Annotated in this window: 17 protein-coding genes and 1 pseudogene; 6 read left to right on the top strand and 12 right to left on the bottom strand. The window is 56.1% G+C overall.

Annotation, left to right across the window (positions count from 1 at the left end):
• Window positions 1–122 precede the first annotated feature (122 nt).
• A complete protein-coding gene (locus ACQG2Q_RS16930; protein WP_063151128.1) occupies window positions 123–1,511 on the bottom strand; it encodes a sensor histidine kinase in 1,389 nt (462 codons plus the stop codon).
• A complete protein-coding gene (locus ACQG2Q_RS16925) occupies window positions 1,511–2,188 on the bottom strand; it encodes a response regulator (RefSeq protein ID WP_038416495.1) in 678 nt (225 codons plus the stop codon). Before ACQG2Q_RS16925 ends, ACQG2Q_RS16930 begins: the two co-directional genes overlap by 1 nt.
• Before the next feature lie 205 nt (window positions 2,189–2,393).
• Between ACQG2Q_RS16925 and ACQG2Q_RS16920 the strand changes: the two genes are divergently transcribed.
• Window positions 2,394–3,230, top strand: coding sequence for a MipA/OmpV family protein (locus ACQG2Q_RS16920; RefSeq protein ID WP_063850015.1), 837 nt, complete (start codon window positions 2,394–2,396; stop codon window positions 3,228–3,230).
• Window positions 3,231–3,360: 130 nt separating this feature from the next.
• On the opposite strand, the pseudogene ACQG2Q_RS16915 reads toward ACQG2Q_RS16920, so the two are convergent.
• From ACQG2Q_RS16915 to ACQG2Q_RS16905, 3 genes and pseudogenes are all read right to left on the bottom strand, one after another.
• Window positions 3,361–4,106, bottom strand: a pseudogene (locus tag ACQG2Q_RS16915) (alpha/beta fold hydrolase).
• Between the two features lie 10 nt (window positions 4,107–4,116).
• Window positions 4,117–4,584: a DUF6130 family protein gene (locus tag ACQG2Q_RS16910; RefSeq protein ID WP_063850017.1), complete on the bottom strand. Its 468-nt coding sequence runs from the start codon at window positions 4,582–4,584 to the stop codon at window positions 4,117–4,119.
• Window positions 4,585–4,740: 156 nt separating this feature from the next.
• Window positions 4,741–4,911 (bottom strand): YfgG family protein, encoded by a 171-nt coding sequence (locus ACQG2Q_RS16905; protein ID WP_017383512.1) that lies wholly within the window; start codon window positions 4,909–4,911, stop codon window positions 4,741–4,743.
• A gap of 368 nt (window positions 4,912–5,279) precedes the next feature.
• On the opposite strand from ACQG2Q_RS16905, the gene ACQG2Q_RS16900 reads away from it, so the two are divergent.
• Window positions 5,280–7,577, top strand: coding sequence for an EAL domain-containing protein (locus ACQG2Q_RS16900; protein ID WP_051979833.1), 2,298 nt, complete (start codon window positions 5,280–5,282; stop codon window positions 7,575–7,577).
• Here the strand turns inward: ACQG2Q_RS16900 and ppx are convergent.
• The 4 genes from ppx to purM all read right to left on the bottom strand — a co-directional run bounded on the left by ppx (window position 7,525) and on the right by purM (window position 13,007).
• Window positions 7,525–9,063 carry an exopolyphosphatase gene (gene ppx, locus ACQG2Q_RS16895; protein WP_003860570.1) on the bottom strand — a complete coding sequence of 513 codons (1,539 nt, stop codon included), beginning with the start codon at window positions 9,061–9,063 and terminating at the stop codon, window positions 7,525–7,527. The genes ACQG2Q_RS16900 and ppx overlap by 53 nt on opposite strands.
• Before the next feature lie 3 nt (window positions 9,064–9,066).
• Complete coding sequence (gene ppk1, locus ACQG2Q_RS16890) at window positions 9,067–11,127, bottom strand: polyphosphate kinase 1 (protein ID WP_006811494.1); 2,061 nt, start codon at window positions 11,125–11,127, stop codon at window positions 9,067–9,069.
• 204 nt (window positions 11,128–11,331) lie between these two features.
• The gene (purN, locus tag ACQG2Q_RS16885; protein WP_023300681.1) at window positions 11,332–11,973 is read right to left on the bottom strand and encodes a phosphoribosylglycinamide formyltransferase; all 642 of its coding nucleotides are present in this window, start codon (window positions 11,971–11,973) and stop codon (window positions 11,332–11,334) included.
• Window positions 11,970–13,007, bottom strand: coding sequence for a phosphoribosylformylglycinamidine cyclo-ligase (gene purM / locus ACQG2Q_RS16880; RefSeq protein ID WP_426759244.1), 1,038 nt, complete (start codon window positions 13,005–13,007; stop codon window positions 11,970–11,972). The genes purN and purM overlap by 4 nt, the downstream gene beginning before the upstream one ends.
• 266 nt (window positions 13,008–13,273) lie before the next feature.
• On the opposite strand from purM, the gene ACQG2Q_RS16875 reads away from it, so the two are divergent.
• The 4 genes from ACQG2Q_RS16875 to ACQG2Q_RS16860 all read left to right on the top strand — a co-directional run bounded on the left by ACQG2Q_RS16875 (window position 13,274) and on the right by ACQG2Q_RS16860 (window position 17,719).
• Window positions 13,274–14,704, top strand: a complete 1,431-nt coding sequence (locus ACQG2Q_RS16875; RefSeq protein WP_023306686.1) for a 6-phospho-beta-glucosidase — start codon at window positions 13,274–13,276, stop codon at window positions 14,702–14,704.
• A gap of 217 nt (window positions 14,705–14,921) precedes the next feature.
• The gene (gene upp, locus ACQG2Q_RS16870) at window positions 14,922–15,548 is read left to right on the top strand and encodes a uracil phosphoribosyltransferase (protein WP_022648979.1); all 627 of its coding nucleotides are present in this window, start codon (window positions 14,922–14,924) and stop codon (window positions 15,546–15,548) included.
• Between the two features lie 82 nt (window positions 15,549–15,630).
• A complete protein-coding gene (gene uraA, locus ACQG2Q_RS16865) occupies window positions 15,631–16,920 on the top strand; it encodes a uracil permease (protein WP_022648978.1) in 1,290 nt (429 codons plus the stop codon).
• Window positions 16,921–17,017: 97 nt separating this feature from the next.
• Complete coding sequence (locus tag ACQG2Q_RS16860; protein WP_211482948.1) at window positions 17,018–17,719, top strand: DnaA inactivator Hda; 702 nt, start codon at window positions 17,018–17,020, stop codon at window positions 17,717–17,719.
• Between the two features lie 76 nt (window positions 17,720–17,795).
• On the opposite strand, the gene ACQG2Q_RS16855 is transcribed toward ACQG2Q_RS16860, so the two are convergent.
• Genes ACQG2Q_RS16855 through celB form a run of 3 tightly spaced genes read right to left on the bottom strand, consistent with a single transcriptional unit; the run spans window position 17,796 to window position 21,493 of the window.
• A complete protein-coding gene (locus tag ACQG2Q_RS16855; protein WP_063850019.1) occupies window positions 17,796–19,214 on the bottom strand; it encodes a leucyl aminopeptidase family protein in 1,419 nt (472 codons plus the stop codon).
• Window positions 19,214–20,170 carry a N(4)-(beta-N-acetylglucosaminyl)-L-asparaginase gene (locus ACQG2Q_RS16850; RefSeq protein ID WP_022648976.1) on the bottom strand — a complete coding sequence of 319 codons (957 nt, stop codon included), beginning with the start codon at window positions 20,168–20,170 and terminating at the stop codon, window positions 19,214–19,216. Before ACQG2Q_RS16850 ends, ACQG2Q_RS16855 begins: the two co-directional genes overlap by 1 nt.
• Window positions 20,171–20,173: 3 nt before the next feature.
• Window positions 20,174–21,493, bottom strand: a complete 1,320-nt coding sequence (gene celB / locus ACQG2Q_RS16845) for a PTS cellobiose transporter subunit IIC (protein ID WP_047053176.1) — start codon at window positions 21,491–21,493, stop codon at window positions 20,174–20,176.
• Window positions 21,494–21,516 lie beyond the last annotated feature (23 nt).

Below are 21,516 nucleotides of genomic sequence, written 5' to 3'. Positions count from 1 at the left end.
AGAGGTGAATAATCAGTAAGTAACAATATAACAAATACGGTAATTTTATTGAAGCAATCTGCGGCATACGTGAAGTAACGCTGCGCTGACACATGTCAGGACGTGTAGCGCCGGGTTTACGTTCATGCGAACGCCGGATTCGGGAAATCAACGGTCACCATAAGACCACCTTCGGCTGACGTACTCAGATTGACCCTGCCGTTGTGTTGCTGCGTAACGGCTTTGACGATGGCAAGCCCCAGTCCACTCCCGCTTTGGGTCTGATTAGGATCGCGGAAAAATCTGTCGAACACGCGCTCCCGCAGTTCAACCGGGATACCGGGGCCCGCGTCTGAGACGCGCAGCTGAGCGGACTTATCACGCGATTGCAGTTGTACCTCAATGCGTCCACCCTCAGGGCTGTACTTCACGGCATTCTCAATTAAATTGTCGATCAGCGACACCAGACGTTCCCGAATGCCTGCGACATGGATTTCATCGTCACCGAAGAATTCAAACTCAATCCCGCGTGCCGATGCCAGCGGCTCCAGTGCGGCCATTCGCTCCTGAATAAGCGTTGTCAGCGGCACAGGCTCCATTACCGTGTCGATGTGCGCTTCGCTGTGCTTCATCAGCAGAAGCTGATTGACGAGACGAGCAGCACGGCTATTGCTGCGAACAATGCCTGCAAGCAGCTCCTGCTGGCTTTCGCTGATGACCCAGGACTGCAGCGCCTCGACGTTGATTCGCATCGCGGCCAGCGGCGTACGCAGCTCGTGCGCGGCATCGGCAATAAACACCCTTTCCCTTTCGGCGCTTTCCCGCACCCTGGCGAGAAAGTCATTAATCGCGTCCACCGTCTGGCGCAGCTCCCTGTGCCTGGGAACGGCTTTTAAGGGAGAGAGATCGTCTGGCGTGCGCAATGAAATTTCATTCACAACCCTGTTCCAGGGGCGCATCGCGATGCGGATTGACAGCCACGCGGGAAAAAGAAGAAAAGGGATGCATACCAGCAGCGGCATGACGTAATAGCCGCGCGAGTTCAGGTAGATAAAGAAATTCCAGCTGCCAGCCGGGGTGAAAAGGGTGACTTCAACGTCGGAGCGCGCGGATTTGAGCGTGCGGCTCGTCCAGGTGTGGTCTCCGGTCCGGACGCGCTGCATTTCCCCCAGGCGGCTATTTTTCACCTCCGTTGGCGCGCCACGCGAAGAAAAAATAATCTCATTATGCTTGCGAACGATCAGGTTGATAGCGAGTTCCGGATCTTCACCGCCGCCATACCCCTCCCGCAGCGCCTTGCTGAACGCGGCCAGCACCTCATTACGCGCCTGCGGCCTATCCTCCATGCTCTCAACAAGGGAAAAGAGGGTTTCGTAAGTCTCACTGCCCGTGAGTATTGGAGGGCTGCGCAGGTCCTCCAGCAAAATGAAGGTTAAAAAGAAACACCAGAGCAACGTAAGCAGCAGCATCTGGGCGACCAGCATTCGCCTGACCAGCGTAGGGAGCCTGAGGCGGTACCAAAAATTACGCATCAACCTGCCGCCTTCTGAACCGGTACGGTATCAATGACGTACCCTACGCCCCGCACCGTTCGCACAAAGCCATCGCCAATTTTTCGCCGCAGGTTACCCATATGCACGTCGAGCGCGTTGCTGAGATTTTCTTTCGTGCCGAATATCCTCTCTTCCAGATACCGCCGCGTAAGCACGCGATCGGCGCGCAGCATTAACGTTTCAAGCAGCGCATATTCGCTTGCCGTCAGCTCAACGTGGCGTGCGCTCACCGTTACGCGACGCGTCGGAATATGAAGCGACAAACCGCGAATTTCTATTGCCTCATTTTCAAAACCGTAACTGCGTCGCGCAAGGGCTCTCACGCGTGCCAGCAGCTCGGCGAGAACAAAAGGTTTGACCAGATAGTCGTCCGCGCCCGCGTCCAGCCCGCACAGGCGGTCCTGCAGCGTGCCTCGCGCCGTCAGGATAATGACGGGGATCCCCCGGAGCTGCTGACGCAGACGCGTCATCAGGCTCATGCCATCGCCATCGGGCAGCCCCAGGTCGAGCAGGATAAGCTCCGGCACGCAGAGCTCAAGCTGATGCAGCGCATCCTCTTTCCGGCGTACCCATATGACATCAAATCCTTGATCTGCAAGGGCGAAACGTACGCCGTTGCCGAGATCCAGGTCGTCTTCAATTAGTAGAATTTTCACAAAGGTAACGGTATCAGCAGTGGATGAAGAACAGCTTAAGAAAAAAACGGTATCAGGAAATCATTCAGCTTTACAGAACCAGCACGTGCTTCAGCGTTTCTTCATTTTCGGCTCATAAGAACCTTAGGGAGGGTATTCAGAATGAGCGCGCTGGCGTTTAACACCGCCTGAATCGTAACCATCTGAATCCAAAAGGGCTTCTTTAATGAGAAACTGCAAACTGCGTCACAGGTTCCCCCGTTCACTCATCGGTCGCAGCGTGAAAAGCATCCTGTCGGGGGCCGTCCTGGCGTTACTGGCTACCCCGGCGCTGGCGGCCGGGCAGCGCCAGGGCAACGTGTTAACCCTGGGGGGCGGCGTGGATGTTGCGCCACGCTATTCCGGTTCGGATAAGAGCCGCGTTACTGCGGCTCAGGTGGTTGATTACGCGATGGCAAATGGGTTCTTTATCAGTACCACCCGCGGGCTCGGCTACGGCAAACGCGTTGGCAACCTGGATTACAGCGCTGCGCTGAGCTATCGCGCAGGACGTAAGGATCGCGACGTAAGCAGCGATTCAATCGCCTCCGGCAGCGACTATCTGCGGGGGATGGGTGACGTCAAAGGCTCAGCCGTCGTTGTGCCGGGGCTGGGGTACAGGGTAACTGACTGGCTTAACGTGCAGCTGCAGGCTGAGGTCCCGGTTTCGGAAAGAGACAACGGTGAGGCTGTGCACTTCGGCATTGCCAGCCCGCTCTACACCTCTCCTGAAAACTCGGTGACGCTGGCGCTGACCGGCAGCTGGGGATCCAGCAAGTACATGCAAACGTACTACGGGGTCAGCGCCGCCCAGTCGGCCGCATCGGGATTTGCCCGACATGATGCCGGATCGGGCATATACGCCTATTCGCTGAACCTGGACTGGACCCATAAGCTCACCTCCCGCTGGAGCCTGCTTGCCGCAGCTGGCGTTACGCAGCTGACGGGAGAGGCGGGCGATAGCCCCATTGTTCAGCGAAAAACGTCTCCTGTGGGAAGTTTGAAGGTGACATATAGCTTCTGATGGTTCAGTGAGGGCGAAGGCGCGTTTGTGACAAAACCGCACATAACCCCGTTACAGGAGCCGGAAGTACATAAAGCCCGCAGGATGGCGTGGCCCGAAGTCGGACCGTTCATCATGCGGGCTTTTTTTATCACTGTTGTCCCGATAACGCCTGTTCAATCGTACGGGTAACAACGTCCGGCTGGCTGACCATCGATACATGGCTTGCCGCAACCTCCGTGGTGTTGGCGTTGATTTTCTTCGCCATTGCGCGCTCAAGCTCAGGATTGATCATCCGGTCATTTTTGCTGACCACATACCAGCTCGGTTTGTCATGCCAGGCGGCATGCGCGACTTTCTCCCCAAACGCATTGGCCTTAATGGGGCTCTGCGTCGCGGCAATCACGCTGCGCTCAACGTCCTTCACGTCAGGGGCAAAATTCTCGCTGACCGCTTTTGTCGGCAGATATAAATACCCCTCTGCCGTTTTAGCGAGGCTGGCGCTCCCTGGCGGATCAGGGAAGCTATTTGCCAGTTCTGCCGTCGACTGGCCGGAATCCGGCGCAAAAGCGGCAACGTAAACCAGTGACTTCAGCGGGCATTGTTTCCCGCCTCGCTGATTACCGTCCCGCCCCAGGAGTGACCGACCAGCACCACATCCCCATGAGCCCGGGCAATAGCACGCTGCGTGGCGGCGACATCATCTTTCAGAGACGTGAGCGGAAGTTGTACCGCAATGACCTCGGTATGGTGTTTTTGCAGCCGGGTGATCACCTTATTCCAGCTGCTCCTGTCGGCAAACGCCCCGTGCACCAGCACCACGCTGGCTTTCGTCTCTGCCAGCGCGCTGGTGGAAACCGCCAGCAGCGCCGCTGTTAATACAGACAATGCTTTCATAACAGGCTCCTTAAAAGTGATGAACCGCCGCGTGGGGCGGTACGGTGAATTCAACGGTTTTATGGTCGATGGGCTTATGCGTCGGGTCGGCAACGATGATGGTTACCTTGTGTTTCCCGGCGGGCAGCCCGACCAGGATCACCGGCTCGCCGCTGGTATCAGCCCAGTGCGAGGGCGCGTCATCCACCACTACGTGAATATGGCCGATACGCGGAGTGACTTTCAGCGCGTCGGGTCCAAATACAGGTTCAATGCGCAGGTTTTCGACGCGGTACTGAATAAAGACCGCACCTTTACTCAGCGGTCCCGCCAGCGGTGGGTCGACGATCAGTTTTGCTGGCGGCTGGGGTTTTTCCTGCGGCGCTACGGCGGCCGGGCCATTAACATCACCGGCGCTCAGGCCATCCAACGGTGCGGCCAGTGCGCCAGCAAAGGACGTCAGCGCAAATACAGGAAGCAGGAAATATCGACGAATCATCTGTGGCTCTCCTCATCAGTTTATTATGGCGAGGGACACAGAAGACCATTTTTATGTATCGGGGATGTTTGCTTTTGCGGGTGTTTTGTACCTGTTTGTCAGCGTAGCGCTCGGGATACAGTGCGATACAGTTTGTCTGCCTGGAGCGAACACGCTTTAGCGCTCGGGCGAATCCACTACAAGACCTGATTGCTGCGACTGAATTTTGTCCTGATGGTGATACCAGGCGCCAATGGAGGAATAAACAAAGCGGCCAAAGAAAAACAGGAAACTGATGAGCAGTATGATGCGGGTCATCCGGGTGTTAAATCGATGTCGTTTTCGCATACGCGTAGCCTGACTCACTTTCTTTTCCTGAGTATACCCTTTTGGGCGATACGGCTATTAAGGCACAGCCGCAAGTCGGGGTCAATTCAGCGAAATGTAAAATACCGTCAATGCTTACATTAATTTATGTTATTAAAAACAACGCTTTTATTTATCGCATTGATAATTACAGGAAAAATATTCAAATAAAACGTAAGAAATGTTTATTCAGATAAATTAATTTGATTTAGGTCAACGGCATCTCGTCGTTGATATTTAAAATCCCACCTCCACTGTGCTTGCCAGGAATTTTCCGGGCATCGTGTACGTCAGGTTGGATGCCTGTCTTCATTTACCCTCTGGAGCGCAAGGGTTGTAAACGAGCATCTATGAATATTCACCACATCCTGAAGCAAAATAAAGACCGCTGGTGGGCACTTCCTCTTATATTACCCGTCGTGTTACTCCCGGTGCTTAGTGTGGCTAATACCTTAACGCAGCTGGGCGACGGTATCGTTGCGCTCTATTATCTCCCGCTCTCCTTTCTGCTGACGCTGATGTTGTTCTTTGGCCTGGAAGCCCTTCCCGGAGTGGTGGTGTCGCTGTTTTTACGTTATTACCCGTCCGTTGGGCTGTTTGAAACCGTGACCGGCATTCTACATTTTATCGTCCCCCTGGTGCTCAGCTGGGGCGGTTACCGCGTGTTTGCGCCCCGACGCAATATGACCGCTTACGGTGACATACGCCTGATGGGGCAACGTATCTTCTGGCAGGTGTTTTGCCCGGCAACGCTTTTTCTGGTGCTATTTCAGTTTGCGGTTTATCTCGGGGTCTATGAGAGCCGCCAGAGCCTTGCAGGATTGAATCCCCTCAATATTCGGACCCTTATTAACTATCAGGGGCTGCTGGTGAGCGGGCTGACGGGTGTGCCGCTAAGCTACCTGCTGATCCGCCTGATACGTCATCCGCGCTATTTCAAGGGACTGATGTCCCAGCTCCGCACGCAAATAGACAAAAAGGTGACGGCCGTTGAGTTTGTGGTGTGGTTTTTAGCTCTGGGAGGGTTGCTGGCTATGCTGCTGCTGCCCATGAATGAAAACAGTTCCATTTTCAGCACCAACTACACTTTGTCACTGCTGATGCCCGTGATGCTCTGGGGGGCGATGCGCTTTGGCTACAAGCTGATGTCAATCATCTGGACGCCGGTCCTGCTGGTATCGATTCACTTTTTTTATCACTACATTCCGGTGCAGGGGGGTTATGGCATTCAGCTGGCGATCACCTCATCCAGCTATCTGGTCTTTTCCTTCGTTGTGACGTACATGTCGATGCTGGCGACACGCCAGCGGACCATCAATATTCGCTCCCGCAGTCAGGCTTTTCTCGATCCGGTGGTGCATATGCCCAACCTGCGGGCGCTGTCGCGCGAGCTGGCCAGTCATCCGTGGTCAGCGCTCTGTTTACTGCGCGTGCCCGAGCTGGAGGTACTGGGACGCAATTACGGCGTACTGCTACGGATCCAGTATAAACAGCAGCTGGCGCAATGGATAAATGGCACCCTTCAGCCAAAAGAGCAAGTCTATCACCTCACCGGATATGACATGGCGGTGCGTCTGGAGGCGGAGTCGCATCAACAGCGCATTGAGACGCTGGACGAGCATATTAAGCAATTTGTTTTTATCTGGGATGGTATGCCGGTGCAGCCTCAGGTTGGCGTGAGCTACTGCTATGTACGCTCACCCGTCAATCACCTCTATCTGGTGCTGGGGGAACTGGGCATCGTGGCTGACCTTTCCCTCTCAACGAATCACCCGGAAAATCTTCAGCAGCGCGGGGCTGTTCACTTGCAGCGTAGCCTGAAAGATAAGGTGGCGATGATGAGCCGTTTGCAGACAGCGCTGGAGCAGAACGCATTTAGCCTGTTAGTTCAGCCCGTTCGCGGCCTGCGCGGCGATCATTACCACGAAGTGCTGCTGCGAATGCGTGATGATAACGGGGCGCTGATCTTTCCCGAGCAGTTCCTGCCCATAGCACAGGAGTTTGGTTTATCGTCGCGTGTCGATTTATGGGTACTGGAGCGTACGTTGAGTTTCCTGGCACAGCACCGCCAGCGTTTGCCGGGCCAGCGCTTTGCCATCAACCTCGCACCTTCTACCGTCTACCGGGCGCAGTTCCCGCTTGAAGTGAGCCGCCTGTTAGCCAGATATGCCGTTGAAGCATGGCAGCTGATCTTTGAAGTGACCGAAAGTAGCGCCTTTGGTCATGCGGATCTGGCGGCATCCACCCTCAGGCAATTGCAAAAAATGGGAATACGGATCGCCATTGATGATTTTGGCACCGGCTACGCCAGCTATGCGCGGTTAAAAAGCGTGGACGCCGACATTCTCAAAATCGACGGCGGCTTTATTCGCAATATTGTCAGCAACAGTCTGGATTACCAGATCGTGGCATCCATTTGCCATCTGGCCCGGATGAAGAAAATGCTGGTGGTGGCAGAATGTGTGGAAACAGAAGAGATACGTAGCGCGGTGCACGCGCTAGGTATCGATTATGTGCAGGGCTACTTGATTGGATTGCCAGTTGAGCTTGATACGTTGCTCGAAACACAGCCTTCTCAGGAGAGCGCCTTAGCCGTTACGCTGCCGCCTCAGAACTCTCTTCTTCAATCTTCAACAGCCAGCCGGTGACCGCTTCCCAGTACTGCTGCTCTTTTTCCAGATCCAGCAGCACCAGCGCGTTCTGGCTAAACCAGTCGTGCGGGAAGCTCAGCGTCCAGTGATAGTCATCCGTTTTAAGCTTCAACGTCGGCGGCGTGGTGGTCGCCTGTCGCTGATTATTGAGCAGCACGCCCAAGCGCAGAAGCTGAATGAGTGGCAGGAACTGCTTTTTCTTAAATAGCGTAAAGCGCGGCAGATCGTCGAGCTTGATGGCTTTGCGGTGATAGCGCACCAGCGTCGCCATCATGGTTTGCTGCTCCTGGTTGAAGCCAGGCAGATCGCTATTTTGCAGAATATAGGCTGAATGGCGATGCATTCCGCTGTGGTTAATGTTCAGCCCCACCTCATGCAGCATCGCGGCCCATTTTAACAGCGCGGCCAGCTGCGGATGCGCCAGCTTTGGATTCTGCTCCTCCCACTGCTCGTACATCTGAACCGTGGTTTCCAGCACCCGTTTCGCCTGTTCGCGGTCGATATTGTACTGGTTGGCAAGGCTCTGCGCGGTGCGGCTGCGAATATCCTGATGACGGAAACGGCCTTCCATCTCATACAGCACACCTTCGCGCAGGGCGCCGTCAGAGAGGCGCAGCTCTTTGATCGCCAGCGCGTCAAACACGCCGCAGAGGATCGCCAGCCCCGGTACGAACACCGCTTTACGCTCGTCGGACAAGCCCGGCAGACTCAGGGCGTCGAAGCTCTTGTGCTTAAGCACCTCTTCGGTGAGTTTCACCAGGCGCTCAGGCGTAATAAACCCGTCCTTTTCACCCATCGCCAGCAGCACTTCATGGGCCGCTTTAATCGACCCCGATGCGCCCAGCGCCACGTTCCAGCCCTGAATACGATACTGCCAGGCCAGATTTTCCAGTTTTTGCACGGCGGCCATGCGCGCGCGCTGGAAGTTTTCGCGGGTGATGACGCCGCCCGGAAAATACATTTGCGCGAAGCTGACGCAGCCCATACGGCGGCTTTCAACCAGACGCGGCTCGAAATCTTCGCCAATCACCAGTTCGGTTGAGCCTCCGCCGATATCAATCACCAGCTTGCGGCCTTTTTCCGGCTGCGTATGCTCCACGCCCATAAAAATCAGGCGCGCTTCTTCGTTACCAGAGATGATCTCAATCGGGTAGGGGATAACCTTTTCCGCGCGCTTAAGAAATTCCGGCGCGTTCAGCGCCTGGCGTAGCGTATGCGTCCCGACGATGCAGACGCTGGACGGCGAAAAGCCTTGCAGACGTTCTGCGAACAGCGACAGGCAGTTAAGCCCGCGCTCCATTGCCTCTTCGCTCAGCATGTTACGCGCGTCGAGCCCATCGGCCAGATGCACGCGCTGCTTCAGACGACCGATGATCTGCATCGCGCCATCCACCTCGCGGGCGATGACCATATGGAAACTGTTTGAGCCAAGATCGACCGCAGCGAACTCCTGCGGGCGTGGGGTATTATCGTTTATTGGCATAGGTTAATCGGGTTGCTCAAGTGATTTGATGTAATCGTAAATCGCCAGCTGCGACCGCACTTTACGGCGATTGCCGCGCGGTACATAGCGATTACTGAGTTCTTTGTCGATATAACGTGCTTTCACCGTATCGCTGAACAGGATCTCGATAATGTCCAGGATACGCTGCTTCAGGCGAGGATCCAGCAGCGGTGCCGCCACTTCAATACGGTAATCAATGTTACGCGTCATCCAGTCGGCGGACGAGAGGTATACGCGCTTATCACCGGCGTTATCGAAAATATAGACGCGATCGTGTTCAAGATAGCGATCCACAATGCTGATCACGCGGATGTTGTCGCTGATGCCTTCCAGTTCCGGAATGAGCGAGCACATGCCGCGAATGAGCAGATTTACCGGAACGCCGGAGCTGGAGGCCGCATACAGGCGATCCACCAGGCCTTTGTCCACCAGATTGTTGAGCTTCAGCGTGATGCCGGACGACAAGCCGTTCTGCGCATTGGCAATCTCTTTGTCGATCATATCGTACAGCAGGCGCCGTGAGTTCTGCGGTGACACCAGCAGATAATCGAAGCTCACCGGGCGGTACGGGTTCTCAATGAAGTTGAACACCCGACGCACTTCGTTGGTGATGCGGGCATCGGCAGTCAGCAGCGAATAGTCGGTGTAAATACGCGCGGTTTTCTCGTTAAAGTTCCCGGTACCGATATGGGCGTAGCGCACCACATCGTCGCCCTCTTTACGGGAGATCAGGAACAACTTGGCGTGAATTTTCAGCCCCGGCGCGGAGAAGATGACGTGCACGCCCGCTTCCGTCAGTCGGCGTGCCCAGTGGATGTTGGCCTCTTCGTCGAAGCGAGCCTGGAGCTCAACCACCACGGTCACTTTCTTGCCGTTGTGCGCCGCGTGGATCATCGCATCGATGATGCGGGAATCTTTCGCCACGCGATAAATGTTGATTTTAATCGCCAGCACGTTCGGATCGAACGAGGCCTGACGCAGCAATTCCAGCACGTGTTCAAAGGTGTGATACGGATAGTAGAGCAGCACATCCCGCTCGCGGATGGCATCGAACCCGTTGCGGAATTTATCGAACCAGATATGGCGCAGGCGCGGCAGCGGTTTGTTTACCAGATTGGCTTTGCCGACGTTCGGGAAGCCAATGAAATCTTTAAAGTTGTGGTAACGCCCACCGGGGATTATGGAGTCGTAGCGGGAGATGGTCAGCTTATCGCGCAGCATCTCCACCATCGCGTCCGGCATATCGCGCTGATAGACAAAACGCACCGGCTCTGCCGTCAGGCGCTGCTTGAGGCTGGAAGACATCAGTTCCATCAGGCTGGCCTCCATCTCATGCACCAGATCGTACTCGGCATCACGGGTCATCTTCATCGAGTAGGCGTTGAGCGCGTCGTAATCGAAGAAACCTTTGAAGATATCGTCCAGACAGTAGCGCAGAATGTTATCCAGCAGGATCATCGGCTTACGTCGGCGCGGGGTTTCCGGCGGCAGATTTACAAAGCGCGGGACTTTATCAGACGGTATTTCCAGCAGCGCGTAGTTAATGGTCTCACCACGAATGATTTCTACCGCCAGATAGGTGTAATCATCTTTCAGGAACTGCACCAGATCAGTTTCACGGTTGATCAGAATCGGGGTGATATGCTGGCGCAGATAGTGTTTGAAATAGTGGCGCAGCCAGTTTTGCTGATTCGCGGAGAGCTGGCGTTCGTTGATCAGGAAGATTTGGTTGCGTGCCATTTCCAGCAGCAGCTCGTTATAGAGGCCATCAAATTCCTGATCGGCTTTCATGACGCGAGACTGGATTTTTCCAAGCAGATGCCGCGAGTGGGAGTTTAAGCCCTGTTCTTCGCTGATGATGATTCGGCGTTTCAGTTCGGCGAAGCGAACCTTGTAGAACTCATCCAGATTGTTGGAATAGATGCCTAAAAAACGCATACGCTCAATCAGCGGGTTGCTTTTATCGGCCGCTTCCTGAAGTACACGTTCGTTGAATGCTAACCAGCTTAGCTCTTTCTCGATATATAACTTTTCCTGACCCATTACAGCTCACACTCCAGTTCAATCACAGGACGTGGTAAATCCGTCTCGTCCTTATTATGGCGAGCATTTCCACGATATGTCCAACAGTGCCAGAAAAGTATGACAGTTATTTTTTTTGTTGGGGATTTTAGGGGGTTGGAGAAGGGAATATCGGGTAATGCAATATGTAGGTCGGGTAAGCGCAGCGCCACCCGACAGAACAAACTACTCTTCAGCCGCATGACCCTGCGGGGGCAACTTCACGCCGTCCAGCCAGGCGGCACCGTCGCGCATCTCAAGACGGCCGTCAACAAACCAGCTTACCACCAGCGGATAAATGGCGTGTTCCTGAGCCTGTACACGTTCCGTCACGTCGTCTTCGTTGTCACCGTCAAAGACCGGTACTTTTGCCTGCAAAATGACCGGACCGCCGTCCAGCTCGTCGGTAACGAAATGCACGGAGGTACCATGCTCCTCATCGCCGTTCTCCAGCACCTGTCGATGGGTATGCAGGCCAGGATATTTCGGCAGAAGAGAAGGGTGGATATTCAGCAAACGTCCGTTGTAATGCGCGACGAAGGCCGGGCTCAGGATACGCATGTAGCCTGCCAGCACCACCACGTCAGGCGCGTAGGCGTCAATCTCCTGCACCAGCTCACGGTCAAAGGCTTCACGCCCGGCGAACTGGCTGGCTTCCAGCGCGTGCGCAGGAATGTTCGCTTCCCGCGCGCGCTCAAGGCCGAACGCATCGGCCTTGTTGCTGAATACTGCCCGAATGGTGCCATTGATTTTCTTCTGTTTGCAGGCGTCTATGATTGCCTGCAAATTGCTTCCGTTGCCGGAAATGAGCACCACGATGTTTTTCATTCAATGACCACACGCTGTTCGGAATCGGAAGCTTTAATCGTACCGATTTTCCACGCGTTTTCACCTTTTTCTGTCAGCAGCTTAACCGCTTTATCCGCTTCGCTGGCGGGCAGGGCGATAACCATGCCCACGCCGCAGTTAAAGGTGCGGTACATTTCATGCTCGCTCACGTTGCCTGCGGTTTGCAGCCAGTTGAAGACGGACGGCCACTGCCATGAGGAGGCGTCGATCACCGCCTGGGTATTGTCCGGCAGCACGCGCGGAATGTTTTCCCAGAAGCCGCCGCCGGTAAGGTGAGCGATGGCGTGCACGTCAACGTTCTCAATCAGCTCCAGCACGTTTTTCACGTAGATGCGGGTCGGGGCCAGCAGGTGATCGGCCAGCGGTTTGCCGTCCAGCTCGGTGGTCAGCGGGTCGCAACCGCTCACTTCGAGGATCTTACGCACCAGAGAGTAGCCGTTGGAGTGCGGACCGCTGGAGGCCAGCGCAACCAGCACATCGCCGTCAGCCACTTTGCTGCCGTCGATAATTTCTGATTTTTCTACCACGCCGACGCAGAAGCCTGCGACGTCATAATCTTCTCCGTGATACATGCCAGGCATTTCAGCGGTTTCACCGCCGACCAGCGCACAGCCGGATTGCAGACAGCCTTCGGCGATACCGTTAATGACGCTGGCTGCGGTATCCACATCCAGCTTGCCGGTCGCGTAGTAATCCAGGAAGAACAGCGGCTCAGCGCCCAGTACCACTAGGTCGTTGACGCACATCGCCACCAGATCAATACCAATCGTATCGTGACGCTTAAGATCCATCGCCAGGCGCAGTTTTGTACCGACACCATCCGTACCCGAGACCAGCACAGGTTCACGATATTTTTGCGGCAGCGCGCACAGTGCGCCGAATCCACCCAGGCCACCCATCACTTCCGGGCGGCGGGTTTTTTTCACCACACCTTTGATTCGGTCAACCAGCGCATTACCTGCGTCAATATCAACACCGGCATCTTTGTAGCTGAGAGAAGTTTTGTTGGTCACGGCTTAAATCCCCACGCGATTGCATAGCTAGTAAGAAAAATCGGCGCAATTCTAACAGTCCAGGCAAACGTTTGCGAGCCTATTCTCCGCGCGGGGATCTTTTTTTCTATGCGGACTGTCCAGGGCAACAAACTTGACTCCGTTCACGAAAATGAAACCGGTTTCGGCGATCTGCTTGCAACGGCTATCCCCTTTGCACATCATCAAAATGAAACCGGTTTCTGTAACTGTTTTTGCAGAAAATAACGCAGAATGAGGGAAAGCGAATGTCAGGATTTAAAGCAGGTTTTCTGTGGGGTGGGGCCGTTGCGGCGCACCAGCTTGAAGGCGGCTGGAAAGAGGGCGGCAAGGGCGTGAGCGTTGCCGATGTCATGACGGCAGGCGCCCACGGGGTACCGCGTGAAATCACCAACGGCGTGCTGGAGGGGAAAAATTACCCAAACCACGAAGCCATCGACTTTTACCACCGCTATAAAGAAGACATCAAACTCTTTGCCGAGATGGGGTTCAAATGCTTCCGCACCTCCATTGCCTGGACGCGTATCTTCCCGAAAGGCGACGAGCTGGAGCCGAACGAAGCGGGACTCAAATTCTATGACGATCTTTTCGACGAGTGCCTGAAGCACGGCATCGAGCCGGTGATCACGCTTTCCCACTTCGAGATGCCTTTCCACCTGGTAACGGAATACGGCGGCTGGCGTAACCGTAAGCTGATCGACTTCTTTGTCCGCTTCGCGAAGGTCGTTTTTGAGCGCTATCAGCATAAAGTGAAGTACTGGATGACCTTTAACGAGATCAATAACCAGGCCAACTTTCATGAAGACTTTGCGCCGTTTACCAACTCCGGGCTGAAATATGCCCCGGGAGAAGATCGCGAGCCGGTGATGTTCCAGGCGGCGCACTATGAGCTGGTGGCCAGCGCCCTGGCGGTGAAAGCGGGGCGCAAGATCAACCCATCACTGCACATCGGCTGCATGATTGCCATGTGCCCCATCTATCCGCTGACCTGTGCCCCGGACGACATGATGATGGCGATGAACGCCATGCATCGCCGCTACTGGTTCACCGACGTTCACGTGCGCGGCAAGTATCCGCAGCATCTGCTCAACTACTTTGAACGTCGCGGCTTCGCGCTGGATATCACCGAAGAAGATAAAGTGGCGCTGACGCAGGGCTGCGTGGATTACATCGGGTTCAGCTACTACATGTCGTTCGCCACCAAAGCGACGGCGGATAATCCGACGCTGGATTATGACGAGAGCAAGAGCCTGGTTTCTAACCCGTACGTGCAGAAATCGGACTGGGGCTGGCAGATCGATCCTGTCGGGCTGCGCTACTCTCTGAACTGGTTCTGGGATCACTATCAGCTGCCGCTGTTTATTGTGGAAAACGGCTTTGGCGCGATCGACGTGCTGGAGAGCGACGGCACGGTGAACGACCAGTACCGCATCGACTACCTTTCCGCCCACATCCGCGAGATGAAAAAAGCGGTGGTGGAAGACGGCGTGGATCTGATGGGCTATACCCCGTGGGGCTGTATCGACCTGGTCTCTGCCGGCACTGGCGAAATGAAGAAACGCTACGGTTTTATCTTTGTCGATAAAGATAACGAAGGTAACGGCACGCTGAACCGCAGCAAGAAGAAATCGTTCGACTGGTATAAGCAGGTGATTGCGAGCAACGGCGATAACCTGTAATTGTCGGGTGGCGCTAACGCTTACCCGACCTACACTACACGTAGGCCCGCGTAAGCGCAGCGCCACCGGGCAAGACCCCGCACCCAAACCGGAGCCCAGCCTCCGGCTTTTTTGTTTTTGATTGATGTACATCAAGCAACATGGGTATGGCGCAATCCGAAAAAAGCGGTATAATCCCGCGATTTTTTTGCGGATGCCACCTCAGAGGAGAAAGAGAATGAAGATTGTGGAAGTGAAACACCCACTCGTTAAACACAAGTTGGGCCTGATGCGTGAGCATGACATCAGCACGAAGCGTTTTCGCGAACTGGCTTCTGAAGTGGGTAGCCTGCTGACCTACGAAGCGACCTCTGATCTGGAAACGGAAAAAGTGACCATCGAAGGCTGGAACGGCCCGGTGCAGGTTGAGCAGATCAAAGGTAAAAAAATTACCGTTGTGCCAATCCTGCGTGCGGGTCTGGGCATGATGGAAGGCGTGCTGGAGCACGTCCCAAGCGCGCGTATCAGCGTGGTAGGTATCTACCGTAACGAAGAGACGCTTGAGCCGGTCCCATACTTCCAGAAGCTGGTCTCTAACATTGATGAGCGTATGGCGCTGGTAGTTGACCCGATGCTGGCGACCGGTGGTTCGATGATCGCCACCATTGACCTGCTGAAACAAGCAGGCTGCAGCAGCATCAAAGTGCTGGTGCTGGTCGCGGCGCCGGAAGGTATCGCGGCGCTGGAAAAAGCGCACCCGGACGTTGAACTCTATACCGCGTCTGTCGACCAGGGACTGAACGAGCACGGGTACATTATCCCGGGGCTCGGCGATGCCGGCGATAAGATTTTTGGGACTAAATAATCGAATAACGATAAAGAAGCCGACTTTGATAGTCGGCTTTTTTTTGAATAAAAACCAACAATGACACTCAGAGGAAAACACTATGACGCGCCGTGCTATCGGGGTGAGTGAAAGACCGCCGCTTTTACAGACAATCCCGCTTAGTTTGCAGCACCTGTTCGCCATGTTTGGCGCAACCGTGCTGGTGCCAATCCTGTTTCACATTAACCCGGCTACCGTGCTGCTGTTTAACGGCATCGGTACGCTGCTTTACCTCTTCATCTGTAAAGGCAAAATCCCGGCCTATCTCGGGTCGAGCTTCGCGTTTATCTCCCCGGTACTGCTGTTGCTGCCGCTGGGTTACGAGGTCGCGCTGGGCGGCTTTATCATGTGCGGCGTGCTGTTCTGCCTGGTCTCCTTCATCGTGAAGAAAGCGGGTACCGGCTGGCTGGACGTGATGTTCCCGCCTGCAGCAATGGGGGCAATCGTTGCCGTCATCGGCCTGGAACTGGCGGGTGTCGCGGCGAACATGGCTGGGCTGCTGCCTGCGGACGGTCAGTCACCGGATTCTAAAACCATTATTATTTCGCTGGTGACGCTGGGCGTGACGGTTTTCGGTTCCGTCCTGTTCCGCGGCTTTATGGCGATTATCCCGATCCTGATCGGCGTGCTGGCGGGTTACGCGCTCTCCTTCGTGATGGGCGTTGTGGATACCACACCGATTGCCGAGGCACACTGGTTCGCGCTGCCGACCTTCTACACCCCACGCTTCGAATGGTTTGCTATCTTCACCATTCTGCCTGCTGCACTGGTGGTGATTGCTGAGCACGTTGGCCACCTGGTGGTGACGGCGAACATCGTGAAGCGTGACCTGATCCGCGACCCGGGCCTGCATCGCTCCATGTTTGCCAACGGTTTCTCCACCATCATCTCCGGTTTCTTCGGCTCCACGCCTAACACCACTTACGGGGAGAACATCGGCGTAATGGCGATCACCCGCGTCTACAGCACCTGGGTTATCGGCGGCGCGGCGATCATCGCTATTCTGCTCTCCTGCGTCGGCAAACTGGCGGCGGCGATCCAGATTATCCCGGTTCCGGTGATGGGCGGCGTTTCCCTGCTGCTTTACGGGGTGATCGGTGCGTCCGGTATTCGCGTGCTGATTGAATCCAAAGTGGATTACAGCAAGGCGCAGAACCTGATCCTGACCTCCGTTATCCTGATCATCGGCGTGAGCGGCGCGAAGGTGCACATCGGCGCGGCAGAGCTGAAGGGTATGGCGCTGGCGACCATCGTCGGCGTGGGCCTGAGCCTGATTTTCAAGCTGATCTCGGTCATTCGTCCGGAAGAAGAAATCCTGGACGCTGACGATAGCGAAAAAGCACCACATTGATCCTTTAACCGGGCGGACGATCCGCCCGGTTCTCTCCTTGCTGGTTCCGTGTTAAACTCCATTCCGATTTTATGTAAGATCTCTGGTTGAGGTATTTCTGAACGGACCGGCACAGCTCTCTCTGCCACTTTATCTCCCTGACGACGAAACTTTCGCGAGTTTCTGGCCGGGTGATAACCCCTCTTTACTGGCTGCACTGCAAAACGTGCTGCGCCAGGAACACAGCGGATACATCTATATCTGGTCACGCGAAGGCGCGGGACGCAGCCACCTGCTGCATGCCGCCTGTGCGGAACTTTCGGCGCGCGGTGACGCGGTAGGCTATGTGCCGCTGGATAAACGCACCTGGTTTGTGCCTGAAGTGCTGGAGGGCATGGAACATCTCTCCCTGGTCTGCATCGATAATATTGAATGCGTGGCGGGAGACGAGCCGTGGGAAATGGCGATCTTTAACCTCTACAACCGCATTCTGGAGTCGGGCAAAACCCGGCTGCTGATCACCGGCGATCGTCCGCCGCGTCAGCTCAATCTGGGGCTGCCGGATCTGGCGTCTCGTCTGGACTGGGGGCAAATCTACAAGCTGCAACCGCTGTCGGATGAAGACAAACTCCAGGCACTTCAGTTGCGCGCCAGACTGCGCGGATTTGAACTGCCGGAAGACGTAGGGCGCTTCCTGCTCAAGCGTCTGGATCGGGAGATGCGCACGCTCTTTGATACGCTCGATCAGCTCGATCGCGCCTCCATCACCGCCCAGCGCAAGCTGACCATTCCGTTTGTGAAAGATATTCTTAAGCTGTAGTTATGCCGGGTGGCGGCTGCGCCTTACCCGGCCTACATATGGCACCCGTAGGCCCGGTAAGCGCAGCGCCACCGGGCTAAAGATCCCCCATCAGGTGCTCAACCAGCAGCGGAATCGGTCTTCCCGACGCCACGCTTCTGCCGTTCTCACGCCACAGCGCCGTCCCGCTGATATCCAGATGTGCCCAGGGGATCGCCGGCGGACAGAAGTGATGCAGCAGCCACGCCGCCGAGGCGCTTATCGCCGCATTGTTAGTCGGTGTGTTGCACAGATCGGCAATCGCGCTGTCGGTCTGCTTTTTCAGCCGTGCGTCCAGCGGCAGAGACCACACCTCGTCACCGCTCCGTTTACCTGCCTGCGTCAACGCGGCGCGCAGCGGTTCATCCTGGGTCATCAGCCCGCTCAGCTCATACCCCAGCGCTTTCACCACTGCGCCCGTCAAAGTCGCCATATCAATGATGTAGCGGGCCTGCGGGTACCGCTGGCTGGCCCAGGCAATGGCGTCAGCCAGCACCAGCCGGCCCTCGGCATCGGTATTATTGATTTCAACGGTGGTTCCGTTACAGGCTGTTGCCACCGTGCCGGGCTGCATGGCGTCGGGGCCGATGGCGTTTTCCGCCAGCGCCAGCACGCCCATGATGCGCACGGGTAATTTCAGCTCCGCAACGGTCAGCATCAGCCCCAGTACGTTGGCCGCGCCGCACATGTCATATTTCATGGTGTACATGCCCGCGCCTTCCTTCAGCCACAGGCCGCCGGTGTCAAAGGTAATGCCTTTTCCCACGTAGCAGCGCATCGGGCCGTCGTTGGCACCATCATAATGAATAGCCAGCAGACGCGGCGGGCAGGTCGCCCCTTTGCCAACGGCGTGCAGCAGTCCAAGACCCTGCTCAGCAATATCTTTTTCGTTCAGCACCTCGCAGCGCAGGGCAGGGCTGGCGGCACACAGTTTTTGCGCCTCTTCCACCACAAACTGCGGCGTGCAGCGGTCGGATGGCATATCCGCCAGACGTCGCGCCGCGATCATGCCGAGCGCAATGGCCTGCTGCTGGCGGAAGGTCGTCTCCAGCTTCGCCTGCTGTTCCGGCAGGCAGAGGGCAGTGATGCAGGTAAGACGCACCGCTTCGTTCGTCTTCTTCAGCTTCAGGTCACTGAGCCTGTGCGCCTGATTAAAGAGAAAACGCAGCACCTGCGCCAGCACCACATCGTCGATATCCGTCACGTCCAGCACGAGTTCGGCGCTGGCGGGGGCGGTAAGCAGCGGTCGCAGGGCGGTGAGCAACCCTTCGGTCAGGGCGTCATGCCAGATCGTGTCCGGCAACAGAGTAATGCGCGCAAACGGCGCGCAGCCAAAGCGCGCGTCCGCGACGGTGCTCTGCTGGCGCATTTCAGCGACAAGAGCGCTATCCGGTAACAGGGAACTGTCAGCGCGCGCAATCAAATGGTTGTTCGGCTTCGCGTCTGAAAGCGCGTTGATAAACTGGTACGTGATCATCATGATTCCTCAATCGGCGCGCGGATCCGTGCGGCATAGGCCTGCATCCACTCCTCATCTACCGCGTGATAGTGCGTTTTCTCCCGCAGGCGTTCAGTACGAAAAACGGTGAGGGGCTGGCGAGCCGTCGCCACCACGAACGAGAAGGTTTTTATGTTGGTCGCGGCGCCAAATTCACCCTGGTTGTTCATGCACACCACGGAGAGATCGCCCGCGCGACCGAAGCGCGACATCAGCTTGTCTTCCAGTTCGAATACGACTGAATCCGCCGCCTGCTGCGGCGTCATCCCTTGCGCCATCCGGCGAACTATTTCGTAGCTGGTACAGCCCTTCATCAGGTCTTCACCGACGCCTGTAGCGGTGGCCGCGCCGGTTTCGCTGTCGCAGTAAAAGCCGGAGCCGATGATGGGTGAGTCACCGAGGCGACCACGTTTTTTCATAAACAGGCCACTGGTGGAGGTGGCGACGCTCATCGAACCCTGTTTATCAAGGCCAATGATGCCGACGGTGTCATGTCCGTCGTAGGGGCTTAACCCCTTATCCAGCGTTTCGCGGCAGCGCTTGCGGTAGTGCTGCATGGCGCGATCCGTGAGCATGGTTTTGTCGGCAAAGCCCTGGCTCAGCGCCCATTCGCGCGCGCCCTGGCCGACCAGCAGGCTGTTATAGCGTTGACGGCTGAGCGCGTGCGCCACGCGCACCGGGTTGGCGATATCCACCAGATTCCCCACGGCGCCGAACGCCAGCGTGTCGCCGTCCATATAGGCCGCGTCCAGCTCCACCTCGCCGTTTTCGGTCGGCAGGCCACCGTAGCCGACGGATTTATACAGCGGAAAGTCTTCCACGGCAGCGACGGCATCGACCACCGCCGAAGCGACCGGTTTTCCCGCCGCCAGGGCAGACGCGGATTCCGTTACCCCTTCAAGTGCCATTCGCCAGGTTGCGATAATTCCCCACATGCTTTACTCCTGTTTTGCAAGGGTGGTGTCGGGTTGCGTAGCGGTAGTCAGCTCCGCGGCGCGGTACTGTTTATCCACGATACGCATGAAAGGCAGGTACAGCATGGCGCCAATCAGCAGGTTGATCAGCTGCATCACGCTGCCGCTCAGGTGCCCGGTGACGATAAAGCCGCTGATAACCGGCGGCAGCGTCCAGGGGATAAACACCCCGGTGGTGACGGCGACCGCACCAATTTTCATCGCCGCATACTGCACGGTGACCAGCACCAGCGGCACCAGATTGAACGGGATGAGCATGATCGGGTTCATGATCACCGGCAGGCCAAACAGAATCGGCTCGTTGATGTTAAACACCGAGGCACCCGCACCGAGGCGCGCCACTTCGCGCATGTTTTTGCTGCGGGCGAAGATCAGCATCGCTATCACCAGCGACAGCGTGGCCCCCGCGCCGCCCATCCAGATCATGTCAAAAAACTGTTCGGTAATGATATGCGGCGGCGTTGTGCCGGCCTGAATCGCGGCGATGTTGTCGGTCTGGTTTTCCATCCACAGCGGACGAATAATGCCGTTAATCATCGAGCCGGAGTTAATGCCCACTGACCACAGAATGGTGATGCTGAACACCGTCATCAGCGCGCCAAAGTAAGAGGTGCCGTAATGACGCACCGGGGTGGCAACCACTTCATAAATAAACTGGTGGATGGTGTGGTAGTGGGTGTTTTCAAAGATGATGCGGATAAGCAGCACCAGAATCATCACCAGCAGGGCCGGGATCAGGGCCGCGAACGACTCCTGCACCGCCGGAGGCACGCCGTCCGGCATTTTGATGACCAGCTTTTTGCGCTTCAGCCAGCAGAACAGTTCCGTCCACAGCAGGGAACCGATCATCGCCACGAATAGCCCTTTGCTGCCAATCCACTCCACCGGCATCACGGTAATGCCGCCGTTTTCCGCCACTTTGATAAAGGGCGTCAGGATCAGAAACGCGACCAGCGCCAGGATGCCGCAGGAGATGCGGTCCTCGCCATAATGCTCAGCCAGGCGGTAGGCCACCAGGAAGCTGATAAACAGCGACATGGTTGAGAACACCGCGTTAAACGGGATCTCTATAATTGCACTCCAGCTCTCACCAAAGGCCTGAGACATAAACTGCTGATAGGCCTGATTCGGGAAGGAGGAGATCACCAGCAGAATGGAGCCGACGATGATAAACGGCATGAATGAAACGTAGGCCCCACGAATGGCCCCAAGATGACGCTGCTGGGCCGTTTTCGCCGCCAGAGGCATCAGTTTTGCTTCAAGAAATCCCAGAACATTGTTCATTGTGAACTCCGTACAAGATTGAG

Source organism: Enterobacter cloacae complex sp. 370H10 (assembly GCF_050031535.1).
GTDB classification, from domain to species: domain Bacteria; phylum Pseudomonadota; class Gammaproteobacteria; order Enterobacterales; family Enterobacteriaceae; genus Enterobacter; species Enterobacter intestinihominis.
The sequence above is the reverse complement of the archived record's forward strand: the minus strand, read 5'-3'. Positions and strand labels throughout refer to the sequence as shown.